The 20392-nt window shown below is 68.3% G+C and carries 21 protein-coding genes; 17 read left to right on the forward strand and 4 right to left on the reverse strand.

The genetic code is table 11. The features are described from left to right. Positions 1–112: 112 nt before the first annotated feature. The 10 genes from truB (at position 113) to ACYSM9_RS12925 (ending at position 10188) form a co-directional block, all read left to right on the forward strand. Positions 113–1048 (forward strand): tRNA pseudouridine(55) synthase TruB, encoded by a 936-nt coding sequence (gene truB, locus ACYSM9_RS12880; RefSeq protein ID WP_461857362.1) that lies wholly within the window; start codon positions 113–115, stop codon positions 1046–1048. A 2-nt stretch (positions 1049–1050) separates the two neighbouring features. After that, positions 1051–1404: a hypothetical protein gene (locus ACYSM9_RS12885; RefSeq protein ID WP_461857363.1), complete on the forward strand. Its 354-nt coding sequence runs from the start codon at positions 1051–1053 to the stop codon at positions 1402–1404. A gap of 19 nt (positions 1405–1423) precedes the next feature. Beyond that, entirely contained in the window at positions 1424–1897 is a 474-nt protein-coding gene (locus tag ACYSM9_RS12890; protein ID WP_461857364.1) for a hypothetical protein, read from the forward strand. A gap of 78 nt (positions 1898–1975) precedes the next feature. Next, complete coding sequence (locus tag ACYSM9_RS12895; RefSeq protein WP_461857431.1) at positions 1976–2959, forward strand: bifunctional riboflavin kinase/FAD synthetase; 984 nt, start codon at positions 1976–1978, stop codon at positions 2957–2959. A gap of 36 nt (positions 2960–2995) precedes the next feature. After that, positions 2996–3850 (forward strand): tryptophan 2,3-dioxygenase, encoded by an 855-nt coding sequence (gene kynA, locus ACYSM9_RS12900; RefSeq protein ID WP_461857365.1) that lies wholly within the window; start codon positions 2996–2998, stop codon positions 3848–3850. Then, entirely contained in the window at positions 3847–5103 is a 1257-nt protein-coding gene (locus ACYSM9_RS12905; RefSeq protein ID WP_461857366.1) for a kynureninase, read from the forward strand. The genes kynA and ACYSM9_RS12905 overlap by 4 nt, the downstream gene beginning before the upstream one ends. A gap of 200 nt (positions 5104–5303) precedes the next feature. After that, positions 5304–5573, forward strand: coding sequence for a 30S ribosomal protein S15 (rpsO, locus tag ACYSM9_RS12910; protein ID WP_009372966.1), 270 nt, complete (start codon positions 5304–5306; stop codon positions 5571–5573). Between the two features lie 243 nt (positions 5574–5816). Next, the gene (locus tag ACYSM9_RS12915; RefSeq protein ID WP_461857432.1) at positions 5817–8072 is read left to right on the forward strand and encodes a polyribonucleotide nucleotidyltransferase; all 2256 of its coding nucleotides are present in this window, start codon (positions 5817–5819) and stop codon (positions 8070–8072) included. 113 nt (positions 8073–8185) lie between these two features. Continuing rightward, complete coding sequence (locus ACYSM9_RS12920; RefSeq protein WP_461857367.1) at positions 8186–9547, forward strand: M16 family metallopeptidase; 1362 nt, start codon at positions 8186–8188, stop codon at positions 9545–9547. A 95-nt stretch (positions 9548–9642) separates the two neighbouring features. Further along, a complete protein-coding gene (locus ACYSM9_RS12925; RefSeq protein WP_461857368.1) occupies positions 9643–10188 on the forward strand; it encodes a DUF1579 family protein in 546 nt (181 codons plus the stop codon). Between the two features lie 22 nt (positions 10189–10210). Here ACYSM9_RS12925 and ACYSM9_RS12930 read toward each other — a convergent pair whose 3' ends face one another. Then, positions 10211–10489 carry a hypothetical protein gene (locus ACYSM9_RS12930; RefSeq protein ID WP_461857369.1) on the reverse strand — a complete coding sequence of 93 codons (279 nt, stop codon included), beginning with the start codon at positions 10487–10489 and terminating at the stop codon, positions 10211–10213. A 252-nt stretch (positions 10490–10741) separates the two neighbouring features. Between ACYSM9_RS12930 and ACYSM9_RS12935 the strand changes: the two genes are divergently transcribed. Beyond that, positions 10742–11779 (forward strand): helix-turn-helix transcriptional regulator, encoded by a 1038-nt coding sequence (locus tag ACYSM9_RS12935; protein WP_461857370.1) that lies wholly within the window; start codon positions 10742–10744, stop codon positions 11777–11779. Between the two features lie 75 nt (positions 11780–11854). Here the strand turns inward: ACYSM9_RS12935 and ACYSM9_RS12940 are convergent, their stop codons facing one another. From ACYSM9_RS12940 to moaA, 3 genes are all read right to left on the reverse strand, one after another. After that, positions 11855–13549: an HNH endonuclease signature motif containing protein gene (locus ACYSM9_RS12940; RefSeq protein ID WP_461857371.1), complete on the reverse strand. Its 1695-nt coding sequence runs from the start codon at positions 13547–13549 to the stop codon at positions 11855–11857. Positions 13550–13625: 76 nt separating this feature from the next. After that, positions 13626–13892, reverse strand: a complete 267-nt coding sequence (locus tag ACYSM9_RS12945; protein WP_461857372.1) for a MoaD/ThiS family protein — start codon at positions 13890–13892, stop codon at positions 13626–13628. A gap of 6 nt (positions 13893–13898) precedes the next feature. Further along, positions 13899–15008, reverse strand: a complete 1110-nt coding sequence (gene moaA / locus ACYSM9_RS12950) for a GTP 3',8-cyclase MoaA (protein WP_461857373.1) — start codon at positions 15006–15008, stop codon at positions 13899–13901. Positions 15009–15207: 199 nt separating this feature from the next. On the opposite strand from moaA, the gene ACYSM9_RS12955 reads away from it, so the two are divergent. The 6 genes from ACYSM9_RS12955 to dapB all read left to right on the forward strand — a co-directional run bounded on the left by ACYSM9_RS12955 (position 15208) and on the right by dapB (position 20392). Further along, entirely contained in the window at positions 15208–16755 is a 1548-nt protein-coding gene (locus ACYSM9_RS12955) for a molybdopterin-dependent oxidoreductase (RefSeq protein ID WP_461857374.1), read from the forward strand. A gap of 23 nt (positions 16756–16778) precedes the next feature. Further along, positions 16779–18035: a molybdopterin molybdotransferase MoeA gene (locus ACYSM9_RS12960; protein ID WP_461857375.1), complete on the forward strand. Its 1257-nt coding sequence runs from the start codon at positions 16779–16781 to the stop codon at positions 18033–18035. Next, positions 18023–18517, forward strand: coding sequence for a cyclic pyranopterin monophosphate synthase MoaC (gene moaC, locus ACYSM9_RS12965; protein ID WP_461857376.1), 495 nt, complete (start codon positions 18023–18025; stop codon positions 18515–18517). Before ACYSM9_RS12960 ends, moaC begins: the two co-directional genes overlap by 13 nt. After that, on the forward strand, positions 18514–19044 hold the full coding sequence (locus tag ACYSM9_RS12970; protein WP_461857377.1) for a MogA/MoaB family molybdenum cofactor biosynthesis protein: 531 nt from the start codon (positions 18514–18516) through the stop codon (positions 19042–19044). The genes moaC and ACYSM9_RS12970 overlap by 4 nt, the downstream gene beginning before the upstream one ends. Next, entirely contained in the window at positions 19034–19510 is a 477-nt protein-coding gene (locus tag ACYSM9_RS12975) for a molybdenum cofactor biosynthesis protein MoaE (protein WP_461857378.1), read from the forward strand. The genes ACYSM9_RS12970 and ACYSM9_RS12975 overlap by 11 nt, the downstream gene beginning before the upstream one ends. Before the next feature lie 111 nt (positions 19511–19621). Continuing rightward, positions 19622–20392, forward strand: coding sequence for a 4-hydroxy-tetrahydrodipicolinate reductase (dapB, locus tag ACYSM9_RS12980; protein ID WP_461857379.1), 771 nt, complete (start codon positions 19622–19624; stop codon positions 20390–20392).

Here is a 20392-nt window from a genome sequence, read left to right on the forward strand (position 1 = left end):
CCCGGAACAACTTTCTCCCACCACGGCGCGACAGCGACCCTGAACCGCTAGCCGGGCAGGGCCGGAGTCCCGTGTCACCGGCGCCTCAACCAGCGCCGATATACTGGGAGGCGTGCTTTCTGGACTGGTGATAGTGGACAAGCCGCAGGGATGGACCAGCCATGATGTGGTTGGCCGGATGCGGCGCCTGGCAGGTACCCGGAAAGTGGGCCATGCAGGCACCCTTGATCCGATGGCAACGGGCGTGCTGGTGGTGGGCATCAACAAGGCCACCCGGCTGCTCACCTACATCGTGGGCACCGCCAAGACCTACACCGCCACCATCCGCCTGGGGCAGTCCACCGTGACGGACGACGCCGAGGGTGAGGTGGTCGCCACAACAGGCACCGCCGCGGTCGGCGAGCAGGCAATCCACGACGGCGTCGCCGCCCTGACGGGTGAGATCCAGCAGGTGCCCAGCAGCGTCAGCGCGATCAAGGTTAACGGCGAACGCGCCTATGCGCGCGTCCGTTCCGGCGAAGACGTCAAGCTCGCCGCGCGCCCGGTCACCATCCACCGGTTCGAGGTCCACGGCATCCGCCGCGACCCGGAGGCGGACGTGATCGACCTGGATGTCACGGTGGAATGCTCCTCGGGAACCTACATCCGGGCCCTGGCCCGCGACCTCGGCAACGCGCTGGGCGTCGGGGGACACCTCACCGCCCTGCGGCGCACCCACGTGGGCCCGTACTCCCTTGAACAGGCGCGCACGCTTGAGCAACTCGCCGAAGAGCTCAACGTGCTGGACATGTCCGACGCCGCCCGCGCGCTCATGCCCAACCGGCAGCTGAGCGCGGAGGAAACCACCGAGATCTCCTTCGGACGCCGCATCGCCGCCGGCGCCGCACCCGGCAGCCCGGCCGCAGCCACCCCCGAGCACCCCGCCGCGGCCTTCGCCCCGGACGGCAGCCTGGTGGCACTGCTGGCGGACGCCGGGAACTACGCCAAACCGGTGCTGGTGTTCGCCCCCGGCAGCGGCTCGCCCGCCAGCGCCCCCGCGGAGGCGTAGGCGTGGACGCATACTTTTACATCATCCTCGTCGTCGGCCTGGTGTCCACGCTGCTGTGCCTGGGCGCCGGTGTCCTGCGCAAGGCGCCCAACGACGTCACCATCCTCTCCGTCGTGGCAGTGGAAGCCGCCCTGGTGGTGTACCTCATCGGCTCCATCGTGCGGGTGATCGCCGGCGAACCGATCGCGGGCGAGGCCTGGGAGTTCTGGGGCTACATGGCCACCGCCATGCTCCTGCCGCCGGCCGCCGTCTACTGGTCCATCCTGGAGCGGACGCGGTGGAGCAACTTTGTCCTGGCCGCCGTCGGCGTCACCGCCCTGGTGATGGCCGCCCGAATGAACCAGATCTGGTACTGAAGTGGAGGAAGCACGCAGCATGAAAGACCAGCAGCCGCGGACCGCCGCCGGCACCCCCACGGAAAGAACCCGGAACACCCGCAACACCGGCCCCGGCCGGCTCCTGATCGCGGTGTACGGTGTGTTCGCCCTCTCCGCCACGGCCCGTGCCGGCTACCAGATCCTCACCAAATTCTCCGAAGCCCCGGTAGCGTACCTGCTCTCCGCCTTCGCCGCCCTGGTGTACGTCGTCGCCACGGTCTCCCTGGCCAAGTCGGGCACCACCTGGTTCAAGGTGTCCGTCGCCGCGGTGCTTGTTGAACTGGTGGGCGTCCTGGTGGTGGGGGCCCTGAGCGTCTTCGATTCCGTGCAGTTCCCGCATGAGACCGTCTGGTCGCTTTTTGGCCGCGGCTACGGCTTCATCCCCCTGCTGCTCCCGGTGCTCGGCCTGGTGTGGCTGTACCGGCGCCGCCCGTCCCGGGCCGCGGCGGCGCAGGCCAAGGCACCGCAGTGAATCCGGGTACCCTTGAAGAGTTCCGCGGCCGGCATGGCGCCGGAACATCGATTCATGCAGGCAGCTAAGGCGAGGGTGATGGTCTACATCTGGAACGATCCGTCCGAGGTCCCGGCGGACTTCGGCCCATCCGTCGTCACCTTCGGCAACTTCGACGGCGTCCACCGCGGCCACCAGCAGGTGCTGTCCCAGCTGATCCGTTCGGCCCGCCGCACCCAGGCCAAAGCCGTGGCAGTGACCTTCGACCCCCACCCCGCCCAGGTCCACCGGCCCGAGGTTGCGCCCGAACTCATCATGGGCCTGGACGACAAGCTGGAAGCACTGGGAGAACTCGGCCTCGATGCCATCCTGGTGGTCAAGTACTCGCTGGACCTGGCAAGCCTGACGGCCGAGGAATTCGTGGAGCAGTACCTGGTGGACTGCCTGCACGCCAGCCAGGTGGTGATCGGCCATGACGCCCGCTTCGGCCGGGGCAATTCCGGCGACCTGGACACCATGAAGGCGCTGGGCGACAAGTTCGGTTTCGACGTGCAGGTGATCAGCGAGTTTGGCTCCGAGGGCTACCCGCTGCATGAGGACGACGGCAAGGACCGCCGCTGTTCGTCCACCTGGGTGCGCGAGGCCCTGCAGGAAGGCGACGTCGTCACCGCCGCCGCCGTACTGGGCCGTCCGCACCGGATGCGCGGCGAGGTTGTCCACGGTGCGGCCCGGGGCAGGGCGCTCGGGTTCCCCACCGCCAACCTTTCATCCAACGCCACCGGGCTGATCCCCGCCGACGGCATCTACGCCGGCTGGCTGGTGGACGAGGCCGGGAAACGCTGGCCGGCCGCCATTTCCGTGGGCTCCAATCCCACGTTCGACGGCGTCAGTCGCCAGGTGGAGGCGCACGTGATCGACCGGCCCAAGGAAGCCGTGGAGGACTTCGATCTGTACGGCCAGACAGTGATCGTGGAATTCGTCGAGCGGCTCCGCGGCATGGTGGCCTACCGTGGGCCTGAGGCCCTGGTGGAACAGATGCGGCTGGACGTCGTCCAGGCGCACCAGCTCCTGGGTGGCCACTGACGCGTCCGCCGGGTGGACCATAACGAAAGGCAGCACGTGTCCGTCGAAAAGAACACCCGCAAGCTGGACAAGGGGATCGTCCGCGACTTCAGTTCCCGGATGAGCTACGCCTCCTACCTGCAGCTGCCCACGCTGCTGAGCGCCCAGCAGCCCGTCAGCCAGCCCGAGCACCACGACGAACTGCTGTTCATCATCCAGCACCAGACCACGGAGCTGTGGCTCAAGCTGGTCCTGCACGAGCTGCGGAGCGCCGCGGCCTGGCTGCGGGCCGACGACCTGGGCTCGGCGTTGAAGGGCATCGCCCGGGTCAAGCACATCCAGAAGACCCTTACGGAGCAGTGGTCCGTGCTGGCCACCCTGACGCCCACCGAGTATTCCCAGTTCCGCGGCTTCCTGGGCAATTCCTCGGGCTTCCAGTCCGCCCAGTACCGGGCCGTGGAGTTCGTGCTCGGCAACAAGAACCGGAAGATGCTGCCGGTCTTCGAATCGGACCCGCAGGCGCACGCCATGCTGGCGGAACTGCTGGCCGCGCCGAGCATCTACGACGAGTTCCTCGCCTACCTCGCCCGGCAGGGCTTCGACGTCCCCGCGTCCGTCCTGGAGCGCGACGTCACGCGGGCGCACGAGTTCGCCCCGGAACTGGTCCCGCTGTTCAAGCACATCTACGAGCACGCCGCGGATAACTGGGCCGCGTACGAGGCGTGCGAGGAACTCGTGGACCTTGAGGACAACTTCCAGCTCTGGCGGTTCCGGCACCTGCGCACCGTCCAGCGGACCATCGGCATGAAGACCGGCACCGGCGGCTCCAGCGGCGTGACCTTCCTCCAGAAAGCACTGGAGCTGACGTTCTTCCCGGAACTATTCGCAGTCAGGACGGAGATCGGACAATGAGCCAACACCTGGAAGACCGTGCAGCCACCGGCGAGGCGTTGCGGCAACGCGCCGCGGAGCTTGACAGCCAGGATCCGCTGGCGCATTACCGCAGCCACTTCATCGGAACCAACACGGACCTGGCCTACCTTGACGGCAATTCCCTGGGCCGCCCGCTGAAGCGCACCGCCGGGGACATCGCCGCCTTCATCGCGGACGAATGGGGCGGCCGCCTCATCCGCGGCTGGGACGAACGCTGGCTCAACCTGCCCCACGCCATCGGTGACCAGCTGGGACGTGCTGTCCTCGGCGCTGCCCCGGGCCAGACCATCATCGCCGATTCCACGACCGTGGTGTTGTACAAGCTGATCCGGGCGGCCCTGGCGGCCGTGGAAGACCCGGACCGCAACGAACTCGTCCTGGACACGGAGAACTTCCCCACGGACCGCTACCTCGTGGAGGGCATCGCCCTCGAGGAAGGCCTGACGCTGCGCTGGATCACGCCGGATCCCGCCGCCGGGGTGACTGCTGACCAGGTGCGCGAAGCTGCCGGGCCGCGCACCGCCGTCGTCCTCCTCAGCCAGATCGCCTACCGCTCAGGGCACCTCGCCGACCTGCCGCGCATCACCGCCGCCGTGCACGACGCCGGCGCCCTGGTGGTGTGGGACCTGTGCCATTCCGCGGGGTCGGTGGAGATCGACCTGGACGGCGCGGGCGTGGACTTCGCCGCGGGCTGCACCTACAAGTACCTCAACGGCGGACCCGGCTCGCCGGCCTTCGCCTACGTCAACCGCCGGCACCTGCCGTCGCTCAACCAGCCCATCTGGGGATGGATGGGCCGCAAGGATGCCTTCGACATGGGCCCGGGGTACCAGCCGGCCGAGGGCATCCGCGGGTTCCTCAGCGGCACCCCCGCCATCTTCGGGATGCTGGCGATGCAGGGCACCCTGGACCTCATCGAGGAAGCATCGATGGCAGCCATCCGGGCCAAATCGGAGAAGCTGACCGCATTCGCCGTGGAGGTATTCGACGCCTGGCTGGCACCCCTGGGCGCAGACCTGGCCTCGCCGCGCGATCCCGCCCTGCGCGGAAGCCACATCACCGTGGACCACCCGGACTTCACCAAAGCCACCGTGGAGGCGCTGTGGGACCAGGACGTGATCCCCGATTTCCGGTCACCGCGCGGCATCCGGGTGGGCCTGTCGCCGCTGAGCACCAGCTTCGGGGAAGTCCTGCAGGGGATGGCCGCCATCCGCGGCCGGCTGCAGGGCTGATCCCGGCGGGGTCTCAGCGGCGCCTGTTTCGACAGGTTACGCGCTGCCCGGTAAACTTGACGATGGATCCGGCTGCAGTCCGTGGCGGCTGGCTCCTGTTGCCTTGAGGCCAGATCCGGTTCGCCGGTCCGGGACGCAGGCGGCAGACCCGGCAGTGAGTTTCTGACCGGGCCCTCACGGCACATTCCCAAGGAGTAATTGTGGCACTTGACGCCGCTGTAAAGCAGTCCATCATCAAGGAATACGCAACCGCCGAAGGCGACACCGGTTCACCCGAGGTCCAGGTTGCCGTCCTGACCCAGCGGATCAAGGATCTGACTGAGCACATGAAGGAGCACAAGCACGACTTCCACACCCAGCGCGGTCTGCTGGCCATGGTTGGTCGTCGCAAGCGTATGCTGAGCTACCTCAAGAAGACTGACATCGCCCGCTACCGTTCGCTCATCGAGCGCCTCGGCCTGCGCCGCTAGTCTGGCTTTGGGGCGGCCCCTTCCACCATGGAACGGGCCGCCTTCTTCAAAAGAAAAACTAAACAGGAGGATCAACCGCATCACGCATTCGCGGTCCTCGGTAGTGATCCCCGGGAACGGCTTCTTTGGTGAAGCCGGCGGCCCGTGGGTCTCGATCGATGACCGGGTGCAGGGCCAGTAGACAGATGCTGGGCTGGGTTGATGCGGCTGGACTTCCGTGAAACAGAAACGGAGGTGACTCTCTTGGAGGGTCCCGAAATCCAGTTCTCAGAGGCAGTCATTGACAATGGCCGTTTCGGCAAGCGGGTCATCCGCTTCGAAACCGGCCGCCTTGCCAAGCAGGCAGCCGGCGCCGCCATGGTGTACATCGACGATGACACCGCGCTGCTGTCCGCCACCACCGCCGGCAAGCACCCGCGCGAAGGCTTCGACTTCTTCCCGCTGACCGTCGACGTCGAAGAGCGCATGTACGCCGCCGGCCGCATCCCGGGCTCGTTCTTCCGCCGCGAAGGCCGTCCGTCCACCGAAGCCATCCTCGCCTGCCGCCTGATGGACCGCCCGCTGCGCCCCGCCTTCATCAAGGGCCTCCGCAACGAAGTCCAGATCGTCGTCACCGTGCTGGCCATCAACCCGGACGAGCTCTACGACGTCGTAGCCATCAACGCTTCCTCGATGTCCACCCAGCTCTCGGGCCTGCCGTTCTCCGGCCCCATCGGTGGCGTCCGCGTTGCCCTGGTCGCCGACGAAAACGGCTCCCAGTGGGTTGCCTTCCCGAAGCACTCGCAGCTGGAAAACTCCGTGTTCAACATGGTGGTGGCCGGCCGCGTTGCCGGTGACGACGTCGCCATCATGATGGTCGAAGCCGAAGCCACGGACAACTCCTGGAACCTCATCAAGGAACAGGGCGCCACCGCCCCCACCGAGGAAGTTGTTGCCGAAGGCCTCGAGGCTGCCAAGCCGTTCATCAAGGCCCTGTGCGACGCCCAGGCTGACCTGGCCGCCCGCGCCGCCAAGCCCACCGTCGAATTCCCCGTCTTCCTGGACTACGAAGACGACGCTTACGCCGCCGTCGAGGCCGCCGCTGCCGACAAGTTGGCCGCTGTCTTCCAGATCGCCGACAAGCAGGAGCGCGACAACGCTTCCGACGCCCTCAAGGACGAAGTCCTCGCCGGCCTCGCCGACCAGTTCGAAGGCCGCGAGAAGGAACTGTCCGCAGCGTTCCGCTCGGTCACCAAGCACGTGGTGCGCCAGCGCATCCTCAAGGACCAGGTCCGCATCGACGGCCGTGGCCTGACGGACATCCGCCAGCTCACCGCCGAGGTCGAGGTCCTGCCCCGCGTCCACGGCTCCGCCATCTTCGAGCGCGGCGAAACCCAGATCATGGGTGTCACCACGCTGAACATGCTGAAGATGGAGCAGCAGATCGACTCGCTGTCGCCGGTGAAGACCAAGCGCTACATGCACAACTACAACTTCCCGCCGTACTCCACCGGTGAAACCGGCCGCGTCGGTTCCCCGAAGCGCCGCGAAATCGGCCACGGTGCCCTGGCAGAGCGCGCGCTCGTTCCGGTGCTGCCGTCCCGCGAGGAATTCCCCTACGCCATCCGCCAGGTGTCCGAGGCCCTCGGTTCCAACGGTTCGACCTCGATGGGGTCCGTCTGCGCGTCCACCCTGTCCATGCTGAACGCCGGTGTGCCGCTGAAGGCCGCCGTCGCCGGTATCGCCATGGGCCTGGTTTCCGACCAGGTTGACGGCCAGACCCGCTACGCGGCGCTGACCGACATCCTCGGCGCCGAAGATGCTTTCGGCGACATGGACTTCAAGGTTGCCGGTACCTCCGAGTTCGTCACCGCCATCCAGCTGGACACCAAGCTCGACGGCATCCCCGCCTCGGTCCTGGCGGCAGCCCTGAAGCAGGCCCGCGAAGCCCGCCTGCACATCCTGGACGTCATCAACTCGGCCATTGACACCCCGGACGAGCTCTCCGAGTTCGCCCCGCGCGTCATCGCCGTGAAGATCCCCGTGGACAAGATCGGCGAGGTCATCGGCCCCAAGGGCAAGATGATCAACCAGATCCAGGAAGACACCGGCGCCGACATCTCCATCGAGGACGACGGCACCGTCTACATTGGCGCCACCGACGGCCCGTCTGCCGAGGCAGCACGCTCCGCCATCAACGCCATCGCGAACCCGCAGGTCCCGGAAATCGGCGAGCGTTACCTGGGTACGGTCGTCAAGACCACCACCTTCGGTGCCTTCGTATCGCTGACCCCGGGCAAGGACGGCCTCCTGCACATCTCCGAGCTGCGCAAGCTGGCCAACGGCAAGCGCGTGGACAACGTCGACGACGTTGTGTCCGTGGGCCAGAAGATCCAGGTGGAAATCACCAAGATCGACGACCGCGGCAAGCTCTCCCTCGCCCCGGTGGTGGCCGAAGACGAAGCGGCCGGCACCGAGGGTGCCCCGGCTGCGGAGCCTGCAGAAGGTTCTGAGGCCTAAGCACTTCCGGACTTCCGGCATAGCAATGAATCGGCGGGGCCGGTGGATGATCCACCGGCCCCGCCGCTGTTACGATGGCAGCCAGATCCGGCTGCCCCCTTTGAAAGGCCTTTATGACTGTTGTACCCCTGCCGCTTGAGCAGAACCACGCCGGCGACACCCTGGTCCACGGCTCCGACGGAGGGTCCGAGGTGCGCCGTTCCGTGCTGCCCGGGGGAGTGCGGGTTCTGACCGAGGCGATGCCGGGCCAGCGGTCGGCCACCATCGGGTTCTGGGTGGGCGTGGGGTCCCGTGACGAGGCTCCCGGCCAGCACGGTTCCACCCACTTCCTGGAGCACCTCCTGTTCAAGGGGACCAAGCGGCGCACCGCCCTGGAGATCGCCTCGGCGTTTGACGAAGTCGGGGGAGAGTCCAACGCCGCCACGGCCAAGGAAAGCACCTGCTACTTCGCCCGCGTCCTGGACACTGACCTGCCGATGGCCATCGACGTTATCGCCGACATGATCACCGGGGCCGTGCTGGATCCGGACGAGATGGAGCAGGAACGCGACGTCATCCTCGAGGAAATCGCGATGGACAGCGATGACCCCACGGACGTCGCCCACGAACACTTTGTCTCCGCTGTTCTCGGCAGCCACCCCCTGGGCCGTCCCATCGGCGGCACCCCGGACGCCATCAAGGCTGTGGCCCGCGACTCCGTGTGGGAGCATTACCGCCGCTACTACCGGCCCGACGAACTGGTGATCACCGCGGCGGGCGGCCTGGACCACGACGTCGTCTGCGGCCTTGTGATGGAAGCCCTTGAGTCGGCCGGCTGGTCACTGGAGAACGACGCAGCACCGGTCAAGCGCCGCTCCACCGAACGTGCCCTGATTACGGGGACGTCGGGGCTGCACGTGGTCAAGCGTGCGGTGGAACAGGCGAACATCATCATGGGCTGCCCCACGATCGTGGCCACCGACGAACGGCGCTACGTGATGAGTGTCCTGAACGCTGTCCTGGGCGGCGGGATGTCCTCCCGCCTGTTCCAGGAGATCCGCGAAAAGCGTGGGCTCGTGTACTCAACCTATTCCTTTGCGTCCTCCTACGCCGATGCCGGCTACTTCGGAATGTACGCCGGCTGCACGCCCTCCAAAGTGCGGCAGGTTCTGGACCTGCTGGCTGTGGAGCTGGACAAGCTGGCCGAGCATGGCATTTCCGACGACGAACTTCGCAAGGCCGTGGGCCAGCTCGGGGGCGGGATCGTCCTGGCACTGGAGGACACGGGGTCCCGGATGTCCCGGCTGGGCCGCGCCGAGCTCGTCTCGGGCGAGTACCAGGACATCGATGAGACCCTGCGGCTCATCAAGGCTGTCACCGCGGAGCAGGTGCAGGAGCTCGCCGCCGAACTGGCTGCCGCCCCCCGCACCGTCACGGTCGTGGGCCCGTTCGAGGAGTCGGAAACCTTCGGATTCGCTGCCCGCGTACCCGTCTAGCTGCACACCTCCGCTTCCCCGGACACGGGGCACCCATGGGGCTTAAGATAACCCCATCCGGTGCCGTTTCCGCGTGCCGGGGTGAGGGGAATGCCGTGCAGGGATCCGCACGCGAGGGTGGCTTCGGGGTTCGCGACGACGGCGGCGCGCCTCCCGCTGGCCACCCCGCCTTTAACGGCCTGATCGGCCGTTGGCGGGGAAGCACCCAGCTGGCGGCCGGCCCATGGGGGCCGGAGCGCAGCGTCGACGCTGAGGTCTCCTACAGTCCGCTGGCCGGTGGTTTCGGAGTGGTGCAAAGCTACCGGCATGTTGAGGCCGACGGCAGGCATTTCGAGGGCCACGGCATCTTCAGCATCGATCCTGTCCGCAAGGACGTGCTGTGGTACTACATCGACAGCACAGGCGCGGCACCCGCTGCCGCCGCGCGCTGCACCTGGCACGACGGCGCCATCCGGGTGGAGCGGCAGGGCGGCGCAGGCTGGACCCGCCACACCATCAGCGTTGAGGGCGGCGTCCTGCAGCACGTGACGGAGTTGCGTTCTGTGGGCAAGCCCGACGACGGCGACGAGCCGCACGCGGCTGCCGACGGAAAGTACCCGGCTTACAGGCCGTTCATGCGGTCAGTCTTTCGCCGCGCCTGACGCTTGGGGTTACTGCGTTTCGTTACTGCGTTTCAATGATCCGGGTGGTCGGTGTACCCGCAAGGGCCGGAGCATTCGCGGGGGAGCGCCATACCCGGGTCCGAAGGTTCAGCAGCAGCTGCTCTGCCTGCGCCAGGTGGGCGAAGTCCAACTCCACGACAATGTAATGCGGCTCGCCCACCGGACGGCCTATCCTGTGCGCCAGTACTCCGGATGCCGCACGGCCGACCGGATCCCGGTCGAAGGCCGCCTTCCAGGTGTCGAAGTCCGTAATGCCGTGTTCTATCTGCAGGGTGTACATGCCCGTTCCTCCTTGCTTCCTCTTCCCGGGTTCCCCAGCCTGTATCCCACGCTGCCACCGTAGATGGCTGCGCCGGCTGCCGGTATCCCAGAAATCTGGGTTTCTTGCTTTCGCGGTCATAGTCCTGCCGTAGCGGAACGGGTGCGGGAGCATACTGGGGACATGACCAAGGGCTGGGCTGAAGATCGGAGCCTGGAGCGGATCCGGCTCCTTGCAGGCTCGGACCTGGACCACAAGGCTCTGCGCGGAGCAGTGCTCGCCGAACTTGGCAGGATACTGCCTTTCGATGCCTTTGTGTGGCCCCTCTGCGATCCCCGGACGGCTGTCGGGATGGCGCCGCGCGCCAGGATTCCCTGCCCGCAGGAACTGCCGCGGCTTATCCGCCTCAAGTACCTCTCCGGACCAGGCCGGTGGACCACACTGATGCATGCTTCGCTGCCGGCAACCACCCTTTTGCAGGCGGCGCACGGAGACCCTTCACGCAGCCCGGTCTGGAACGGATTACTGCAGCACTACGGCGTACGCGACGTGCTGTCGGTTGTGTTCGCGGACAAATACGGTTGCTGGGCATGGCTCGATCTGTGGCGGACAGGCGGGCAGGGGCCGATGAACGGCGCATCTTCCGACCACGAGATTGCCTATCTGGGCCGGGTCGCCGAGGCAGTAACGCCGGCGTTGCGCCGCGCAACTGCCAGTGAGTTCGGCAACGTGTCCGTGTCCGCATCCCACCCAAAGTCGGACCCTGCAGCCGTCCGGCCGGACCTTCCAGAACCAGCCGTCCTGACCCTGGACGAAGAACTGGCGATAGTGGGCCGCACCGCCTCAGTGGCCGAATGGCTGCAGTTGCTCCAGCCCGGCCCGTTTCCGCATCAGCACACTCCTGCTGAAGTGCTGAATGTGGCTGCGCAACTGATGGCCAGGGAGGCAGGAGTCGACACCCACGAGGCGGAATGCCGGGTCCACGTCGGGGCGGGCCACTGGGCTTCCCTGCGTGCCAGCCGCATGGCACCCGGGATGCCTGGTTCGACCCCACCTCTGGCCGTGACGATCCAAAGTTGTTCCGTTCCTGACCGGCTCGACCTGTTTGCCCGGGCGTTTGGCTTGACGCCCCGGCAAGGGGAGCTTCTGCGGCTGGCTGCGGCAGGGGCGGATACGGTGGCCATGGCTAAGGCCCGCCAGGTGACGGCGTACACGGTGCAGGACCAGTTCAAGCAGGTCTTCCAAGTCTGCGGAGTCCACAGCCGTGCAGCCCTGCTTGCCATGGCCCTGGGAACCGGCTTCCGTGCGTAGCCAGGACGTGGGGGAATGCGCAGGGATCGGGAAGCAGCTGCAGCGCCTGTACCCCGGCGCTGCGGCGGCCCACCTTCACAGTGGCGAGAGATTCGAGTGTTTCCAGGGATCTGGTGGCAGGCAGAAGGCCAAGGCGTAGAAGTCATCCCAGAGCGGATCCGCGGCGCACAGGTCATCAGGGTCGAGCAGATTCTCTCCGGGCGGCTCTTCGGGTGGCGGGTCGAACCAGAAAGGCACTTCTGCGGCTAAACCGGTGCGCAGTGCGCCGGATTGCAGTGCACCGGGCGGCCAGTGGGGTGGTTCGGGGTCGTGTTGTTCGGCTGGGTAGTGGCGGCCGGTGGGTGAAGTCCAGCCGGGTGGTTTGTTGATGGTGGCGGGGGTGGGGGTCCAGCCGCTGTTGTGCTTGAGGCGGTGGTGCTTGGGGCACAGCTGTCCCAGGTTCGAAACGCCGGTGGTGCCGCCGTGTTGCCAGGCCTGAAGGTGGTCTGTGTCGTTGTCGGCGGTGCGGTTGCTGCAGCCGGGGAAGGTGCACTTGCGGTCCCGCATCCTGATCCAGCGTTTGATGGCCGCCGGCAGCCGGTAGCTTCTGCGCCCGATCTCCAGGGGCGCCCCGTCCGCCGGGTCGACGAGGACCCGGTGGAACGAGTCCGCGCCGTCGGCGAGGAGTTTGCGGGCCATGGAGGCCGGGATCGGTCCGTAGCCGTCGAGGATGGCGGGTTCGTCGGTGACGCCGAGGGCGGAGAACACCGGAACCATGACCAGGACATCGGCCTTTGGGACGGGGACCTGGCCGAGGGCCGTGGTTCCTGGGTGCGGGGAACTGCCATCCCCGGAGCCGGTGCCGCCGGCGCTGATGGTTCCGGAGCTGGTGTCGCCGGAGCTGGTGGTTCCGGCGCTGGTGGTTCCGGCGCCGAGGAGCACGCTGGCGGCGATGTCGGGGCGGAGCTGGGTGAGGGTGCGGGGTTCGTCGGGTCCTTGGAGGCCGCGGGCGATGGCGGTGGTGCGGTTCCAGATCGCGGAGGCGGTATCGCCGGGGAGGTGGAGTGAGATCCAGGCCATGCCGTCTTTGTCCGGGCGGTATTCCATCCGCCGGTCCGCGGCGCTTTTGGTGTGGCGTTCCTCGATCGATTCGGGGTGGTGGCGTTCGCGCCAGGTACGGGCCTTGGCCCGGAACCGTGACGGGACGAGGTCGCCGGGGGCGGCGCCGCGGGCCGGGTTCGGGGCGGTGGGGTCGAAGAAGTGCGCCACCAGGGACGCCGCCCCGGCAGGGCTGAGGCCTTCGGTTTCATCGACGATGACTTTCGCGTGCTGCCACGACACCGCCCCCCCGGCCAGGGCGTCCATGACCGGCGGCAGCGAGCAGACCTGCTGCGCCTGGTGCACGAACGCCCCCGCTGCCGCGGAACTGATGGTCAGGACCCCGGCGATCTCCTCCACCGCGGACATTTCGGTGTAGGTGCGTTCCGGCACGGACGCCTCCGGCGGGGCCATGGCCTGCTGGATCCGGATGCAGTCGGCCGCGTCCTGCGCTTTCGCCGCGGCGAGCTGGCCCTCAAGGCGGGACACGAGTTCCAGCCGCTCCAGCCGGATCTCGTACTGCCGCTGCAACACATCGACCCAGGCGCCGTGACCATCAGTGCCCGTACCAGCAGGGTCACCGGAAGCAAGCGCAGCTTCCTCCAGGAACAGCGCATCAAGGGCAGCAACAGAGGCACGAACACCCTCCATCGCCGCCCCTGAACCGCTCACTGAACCGCCGCAGATTCCCATACGAACATCATCCAGCAGGGGTCCGACATTCACAGCGGGACGGCTCCCGGGGGCAAAAGCCCGGGGCAGGAGGATACTACCCTCCAGCGAACGGAGGCAGTACGTCCACCACGTCGTCGGCACCCAGCACGGTCGATTGATCGCGCACTGCCACCTCATTCAAGAGCAAGCTGCTGCGGGCAAGGAGCCGCGACAACGCAGGGGTGCCGGCCGGCGGCTCCGGCCGCTCCACGGCAAGGACGGCCTGCAGCAGGTCCGCCACGGTGGCCCCTTCGGGCAGATCGAACTTCTCTTCCTCGAAGCCCGCAGCGACGCGTGCGGCAGCGAAGTAACGTACGTGCATTTCCTGTCAGCCCCCGATAGCGCTCATGCTGCGGTCCGGCTGGACGAAGTCCGGAGCGTCAAGTCCCACGTGGTCCATGCCGTGGGCCTTCGGCTTGACCCACATGGCATCCTGCCACCGCCGGGCCAGCTCATCGTCGCCAGCACCGGAGCGCAGCAGGCCCAGCAGGTCGAATTCCTCGTGGGAGAAAAGGCAGCTCATGATCTTGCCCTCGGCCGTGATCCTGGTCCGCCGGCAGTCCGCGCAGAACGGCTCGGTGACGGAAGCGATGATTCCCACGGTTCCCAGCACGGGACTGTCCGTGTCCGCCGAACCCGCCGCCCGGCGTCGTACTTCAAAACGCTCGGCCGGGGCGCCGTCACGGGCCCGGGGATCGGGACTGAGGACGAAATCCCGGGACAGCAGCCCGCGGATCTCCGCGGCGATGATCATGTTGCGTCGGGTCCAGCCGTGATCGGCGTCCAGCGGCATCTGCTCGATGAACCGCAGCTCGTACCGGCGTCCCAGCGCCCACGCCAGCAGTTGCGGCGCCTCGGCATCGTTGATGCCGCGCATCAGCACGGCATTGAGCTTGACGGGCCCCAGGCCTGCTGCCCACGCGGCGTCCACGCCGGCCAGCACCTGGTCCAGGAAGGGCCGCCGGGTCAGCTTGGTGAACGTTTCCTCATGCAGGGAATCCAGGGACACGTTGATCCGAGTGAGGCCGGCCTCCTTGAGCGCCGCCGCTTTCTTCGCCAGGCCCACTCCGTTGGTGGTCATCGAGATCGGCAGGTCCGGGTGGTTCCGGCGGAGGGCGGCGATGATGTCCACCAGATCGTGCCTGACGAGCGGTTCGCCACCGGTCAGCCGCAATTCACGGACGCCCAGCTGCTCCACGCCCACCCGGACAATCCGGACAATCTCTTCGGCGGACATGATGGCCTGCTTCGCGAGCCACTCCAGGCCTTCCGCGGGCATGCAGTAGGTGCAGCGGAGGTTGCATTTGTCCGTCAGGGAAAGTCGCATGTCCGTGGCGCGGCGGCCGTAGCGGTCCGCCAGGCCGGCCGGCGCGCCAGCAGGCCGTTGTGGGGGAACGGCCGGCAGCGCCGCTGCTGCTTCCCGCCGTGGCTCTGGCATGCCTAGCTGGACACTCATGGATTCAGGCTACGCCACGTTGAGCCGCGCATCACATCCGTGACGTTTCCGGGCCGCCCGCAGCCCGCATCCGGCCCGTCCGGCGCAGGAACGCCTGCGCAAAACTATGCTGGAGGTGGAGTCCCTGGCCAGCGCAATGCACGACGGCGGAGCGGGCCTCAGGGAGCGAACGGACAGTCCCATGGGTCAGGAGTCAGCGCGCCGCAGGCACGGAGGCCTCGCGGCGGCCGCGGGTGTTGCCGCCATCGGCGGCGGCGTGGTGGCGGGGGAACTGCTGGCGGGTTTCGCCAGCCCCTCCCTGTCGCCACTGACGGCAGTTGGCGGCGCCGTCATCGACGCCGTTCCCCCCGGTGTGAAGGATTGGGCCATTTCCCTCTTCGGCACGGCGGACAAAGCCGCGCTGCTGGCCGGCATGGCGCTGGTCATTGCCGGGCTCGCCGCGCTGGCCGGGGTGGTGGAGGAGCGCCGGAAGTTCACCGGGGCCGCGCTGGCAGGCCTGTTCGGACTCGCCGGCGCCGCCGCCGTCCTGACCCGGGCCCAAGCCACCCCGGCCGCCGTTGCGCTCCCGCTCGTGGGGGCCGCCATCGCCGCCCTCCTGCTGCGGTTCCTGGTCCGCCGCCTGCGGGAGTGGGAGGCGGAGCCGGCGCCAGGGGGCAGGCCGCGGCGCCGCTTCCTCCAGGCCCTCGCCATCACGGGGGCAGCGACCGCCCTGGGAGGGGCAGCCGCAGGATTCTGGCGCAGCGCGGCGATTGCCGTCAGCGAAGCCAGGGGCCGCCTCAGCCTGCCGTCGGCGGCGTCGGCGGCACCGGCAATCCCCGCCGGGGCGGAAACCGGCGTCGCCGGCGCAACGCCGCTCATCACCCCCAACCCCGACTTCTACCGGATCGATACTGCCTTGTCCGTGCCCTCGGTCAACCCGGACCAGTGGACCCTGACCGTGATCGGCATGGTGGAGCGGGAAGTGTCACTCACCTTCGCCGAACTCCTGGCCAAGCCCCTGGTGGAGCGCCACATCACCATCGCGTGCGTCTCCAACGGCGTGGGCGGCGACCTGATCGGGAACGCCCGCTGGCTGGGCTGGCCGGTCCGCGAACTGCTCGCGCAGGCACGTCCACACGCGGGTGCGGACATGGTGCTCTCGCGAAGCGCCGACGGGTGGACCGCCGGCACGCCACTGGATGTCCTGGCTGACGAAGGCCGGGACGCGATTCTCGCCATCGGGATGAACGGCGAGCCGCTGCCGCTGGAGCACGGGTTCCCGGTCCGCCTGGTGGTGCCGGGCCTGTACGGGTACGTGTCGGCAACCAAGTGGGTCACCGGGCTGAAGGTCACCAGGTTCGCCGACGACGCCGGCTACTGGACCCCGCGGGGCTGGTCCGAGCGCGGCCCCATCAAGACCTCGTCCCGGATCGACGTGCCGCGCAGCGGACGCCCGGTCAGCGCAGGCACCGTTGTGTTCGCCGGCGTCGCCTGGGCGCAGCACACGGGCATCGGCAAGGTGGAGCTGCGGATCAACCGGGGGCCGTGGCGGGAAGCGGAGCTCGCCCCCGGCATATCGCGCGACACCTGGTACCAGTGGAAGCTGGCCGCGGACCTCACTCCCGGGCAATACGAGGTCCAGGTCCGGGCCACCGACCTGCGCGGCAACGCCCAGGACGAAACGCCGAGGCCTCCGGCTCCCGACGGAGCCACCGGATTCCACACGGTTAGAGTGGACGTGAAATCCTGAAGGCCGCGACCAAAGGCGTACCCATGACCAGCCATCTCCAGCACGGCCACGGCCACGCCCACCACGCGGCAGGGCACGCACGCCCCGTCGCCGACCATGCGGCCGCCGTCGTGGAACTCCTCCAGGCCATCCGCAGCGGGGACCGCACCGAAACCCTGCCGCTCAGCCAGGCCCTGGGCCGTGGCCTGGCGCAGGATGTCACCGCACCGGGCAGCCTTCCACCGTTCGCCAATTCCCAGATGGATGGCTATGCCATCCGTTCGGCGGATATTCCCGACGGCGGCACGGGCCTGCGCATCGTGCCGCCGGTTCCCGCCGGGTCACGTCCGCAGCCCCTGGAACCCGGGACGGCGGCTCCCATCATGACCGGTGCGATGATCCCGGCGGGGGCTGACGCCGTCGTGCCCATTGAACGCGCCGAGCCCGACCATTTTGTCGACCCGGGGGACGGACGCACGGTAACCCTCCCGCCCACGGCGCCAGGGACCTACGTGCGCGCAGCGGGCAGCGATATCGGCTCGGGGGAGCGGGCACTGGCTGCCGGGACCTTCCTGGGCCCGGCACAGCTGGGGCTCCTTGCCGCGCTCGGCATCCCAGAGGCCACGGTGTACCCGGCCCCGGCCGTGCTGCTGGTGGCCACCGGTGACGAGGTGGTGGAACCCGGGCAACCGCTGGAACCCGGCAAGATCTACGATGCCAACGGCACCCTGCTGGAAGCAGCCATGCGGCAAGCCGGCCTGGCCGTCCGGCGCGCCGGGATCTCCACCGACAACCCGGACGAACTGCGCAACCTGCTGCGGACAGCAGGCTCCGGGGTGGACTTCATCGTCACCACGGGCGGGGTCAGCAAAGGCGCCTACGAAGTGGTGCGGCAGGCGATGGCGGACCAGCCCGTGGAGTTCCTGCACGTGGCCATGCAGCCCGGCGGCCCGCAGGGCATAGGAACGTTCGACGGCGTTCCGTTCCTGGGGTTCCCCGGCAACCCGGTCAGCTGCCTGGTGTCCTTTGAGATGTTCCTGCGCCCCGCCCTGGGTGCGCTGCTCGGCGCGCCGGCGCCGCGCCTGCCCGTCCGGGCCCGCCTGGGCGGGGAGCTCAGCTCGCCCGCGCAAAAGCACCAGGTCCGGCGCGGCAGCCTGCACGCGGACGGCACCGTGCACCTGGAAGGCGGCGAAAGCTCGCACCTGATGCACGCGCTCGCGGGATCCAACGTCCTGGTGCATGTACCGGCTGGCGTAACGGAGCTCACCGCCGGCGATGAGGTGGAAGTATGGATGCTGTGAATTCAGAACAGACCCCGGCTGCCTTGACGCACCTGCGCCAGGACGGCAGCGCCCAGATGGTGGACGTCTCCGCCAAGGCAGAGACCACGCGGGAGGCCACGGCCACCGCCACGGTCCACACCACCGCCGAGGTGATGGAACTGCTGGGGAGCGGCGGCCTGCCCAAGGGTGACGCTTTGGCGGTTGCCCGCGTGGCCGGCATCATGGCCGCCAAAAAGACTCCGGAGCTGATCCCGCTCTGCCATCCGCTGCCCATCTCCAAAGTCACCGTCGACTTTGACCTCGGCCCGTCCGCCGTCGCCATTACCGCCAGCGTCAAGACGCGCGGCGTCACCGGCGTCGAGATGGAAGCCCTCACGGCCGCGTCGGTGGCAGCCCTCAGCGTCTACGACATGATCAAGGCCGTGGACAAGCATGCCGTCCTGACGGACATCAAGGTGCTGGCCAAGAGCGGCGGCAAGAGCGGGGACTGGACACTGTGACCAGCCCCGGAATCCTGAACCTCCCGGAACCGCACCGGCACGGCGACGTGCAGGGGCGCAAGGCCGGCATCGTGATCGCTTCCACCCGCGCGGCGGCGGGGATTTACGACGACGAGACCGGCCCGGTCATCGCGGACTGGCTGGCCGAACACGGCTTTGACGTGTTCCCGGCCATGGTGGTGCCGGACGGCGAACCCGTGGCGGGGGCCATCCGGGCGCTGCTGACCCAGCATCCCGCCGTCATCATCACCAGCGGCGGTACCGGCCTGAGCCCCGACGACCGGACACCTGACGTCACCCTGCCCTTCCTCGAGCGGGAAATCCCGGGAATCATGGAAGCCATCCGGCGGGCCGGCGCCGCGAAGACCCCCCTGGCCGCGCTGAGCCGCGGCTATGCAGGTGCTGCCGGACGAACCTTTATAGTAAATCTGCCCGGTTCACCGAAAGGGGTCATGGACGGACTGACCGTCCTCGACCCGGTGATCGGGCACCTCTGCGACCAGCTGGAAGGCGGACATGGGCACTGACGCAGCATTTGAGGTGGTATCCGCCGTCCTGAGCGCGGAGCCGATCTCCGTGGACCAGGCGATCGCCGCCGTGGAAAGCGACACCGCCGGGGCGGTGGTCAGCTTCAGCGGCGTGGTCCGCAACCACGACGGCGGCAAGGCAGTCGAGCGCCTCAGCTACAGTGCGCACCCCACGGCACACCAGGTCATGGCCGACGTCGTCGCGCGCCTTGTTGCCGAACAGAACGCTGCCGGCGGCAACGGCGGAGACGCCGTGCAGCAGCCCGTCCGGATCTGGGCGGCGCACCGGATCGGGATGCTGGAAATCGGGGACCCTGCGCTGGTATGTGCTGTTTCCGCTGCCCACCGCGGCCAGGCCTTCGCGGTCTGCTCCGAACTGGTGGACCGGATCAAGGAGCAGGTCCCCATCTGGAAGGAACAGTTCTTCTCCGACGGGACCGTGGAGTGGGTCGGCGTCGGCAGCTGAGGGTGTGGCCGAACCTTCGGACGTCCGAAGGTTTACTGCCGCCGCCGTCTGCGAGGTAACGCACACCGGCCGGTTCCTGCCTGGACCGGCCCCACCGGTAGGCTTAACGCCATGACCGAACAACACTCCGCTCCCAAGCTGGTGGCCGTCCTGGGCGCCAACGGACGCATGGGCGCCGAAGCCGTCAAGGCCATCGACGCCGCACCCGACATGAAGCTCGTCGCAGCCCTGGGGCGGGGTGACTCGCTGGACCAGGTCACGGCCGCCGGCGCGCAGTACCTGGTGGACCTGACGGTTCCCGAAAGCACCGAAGCGAACGTCCGCTTCGCCGTCGAACACGGCATCCACGCCGTCGTGGGAACCACCGGGTGGGACGCCGGGCGGCTGTCCGCGCTCGAATCCCTGCTGGCCGGACATCCGCAGACGGGCGTGCTCATCGCCCCCAACTTCGCCCTCGGCTCGGTGCTCGCCTCGGCCTTCGCCGCCAAGGCGTCCAAGTACTTCGAGTCCGTGGAAATCATCGAACTGCACCACCCGGACAAGGTGGACGCCCCCTCCGGCACCGCCGTGCGCACCGCCCAGCTGATCGCGGGGGAGCGCGCCGCCGCCGCGGTGCCCCCCAGCCCCGACGCCACCACCAGCGAACTTGCCGGAGCACGCGGCTGCGACGTGGACGGCGTCCGCGTCCACAGCGTGCGGCTCCGCGGGCTCGTGGCGCACCAGGAAGTCCTGCTCGGCGGACCCGGGGAACAGCTGACCCTCCGCCACGATTCCTTTGACCGCGCCTCCTTCATGCCCGGCGTGCTCCTGGGCGTGCGCAACGTCGCTGCCCACCCCGGCCTGACCGTCGGCCTCGACGGCTACCTGGACCTGGGGCTTTAG

It is taken from the genome of Arthrobacter sp. C152, from assembly GCF_054890965.1.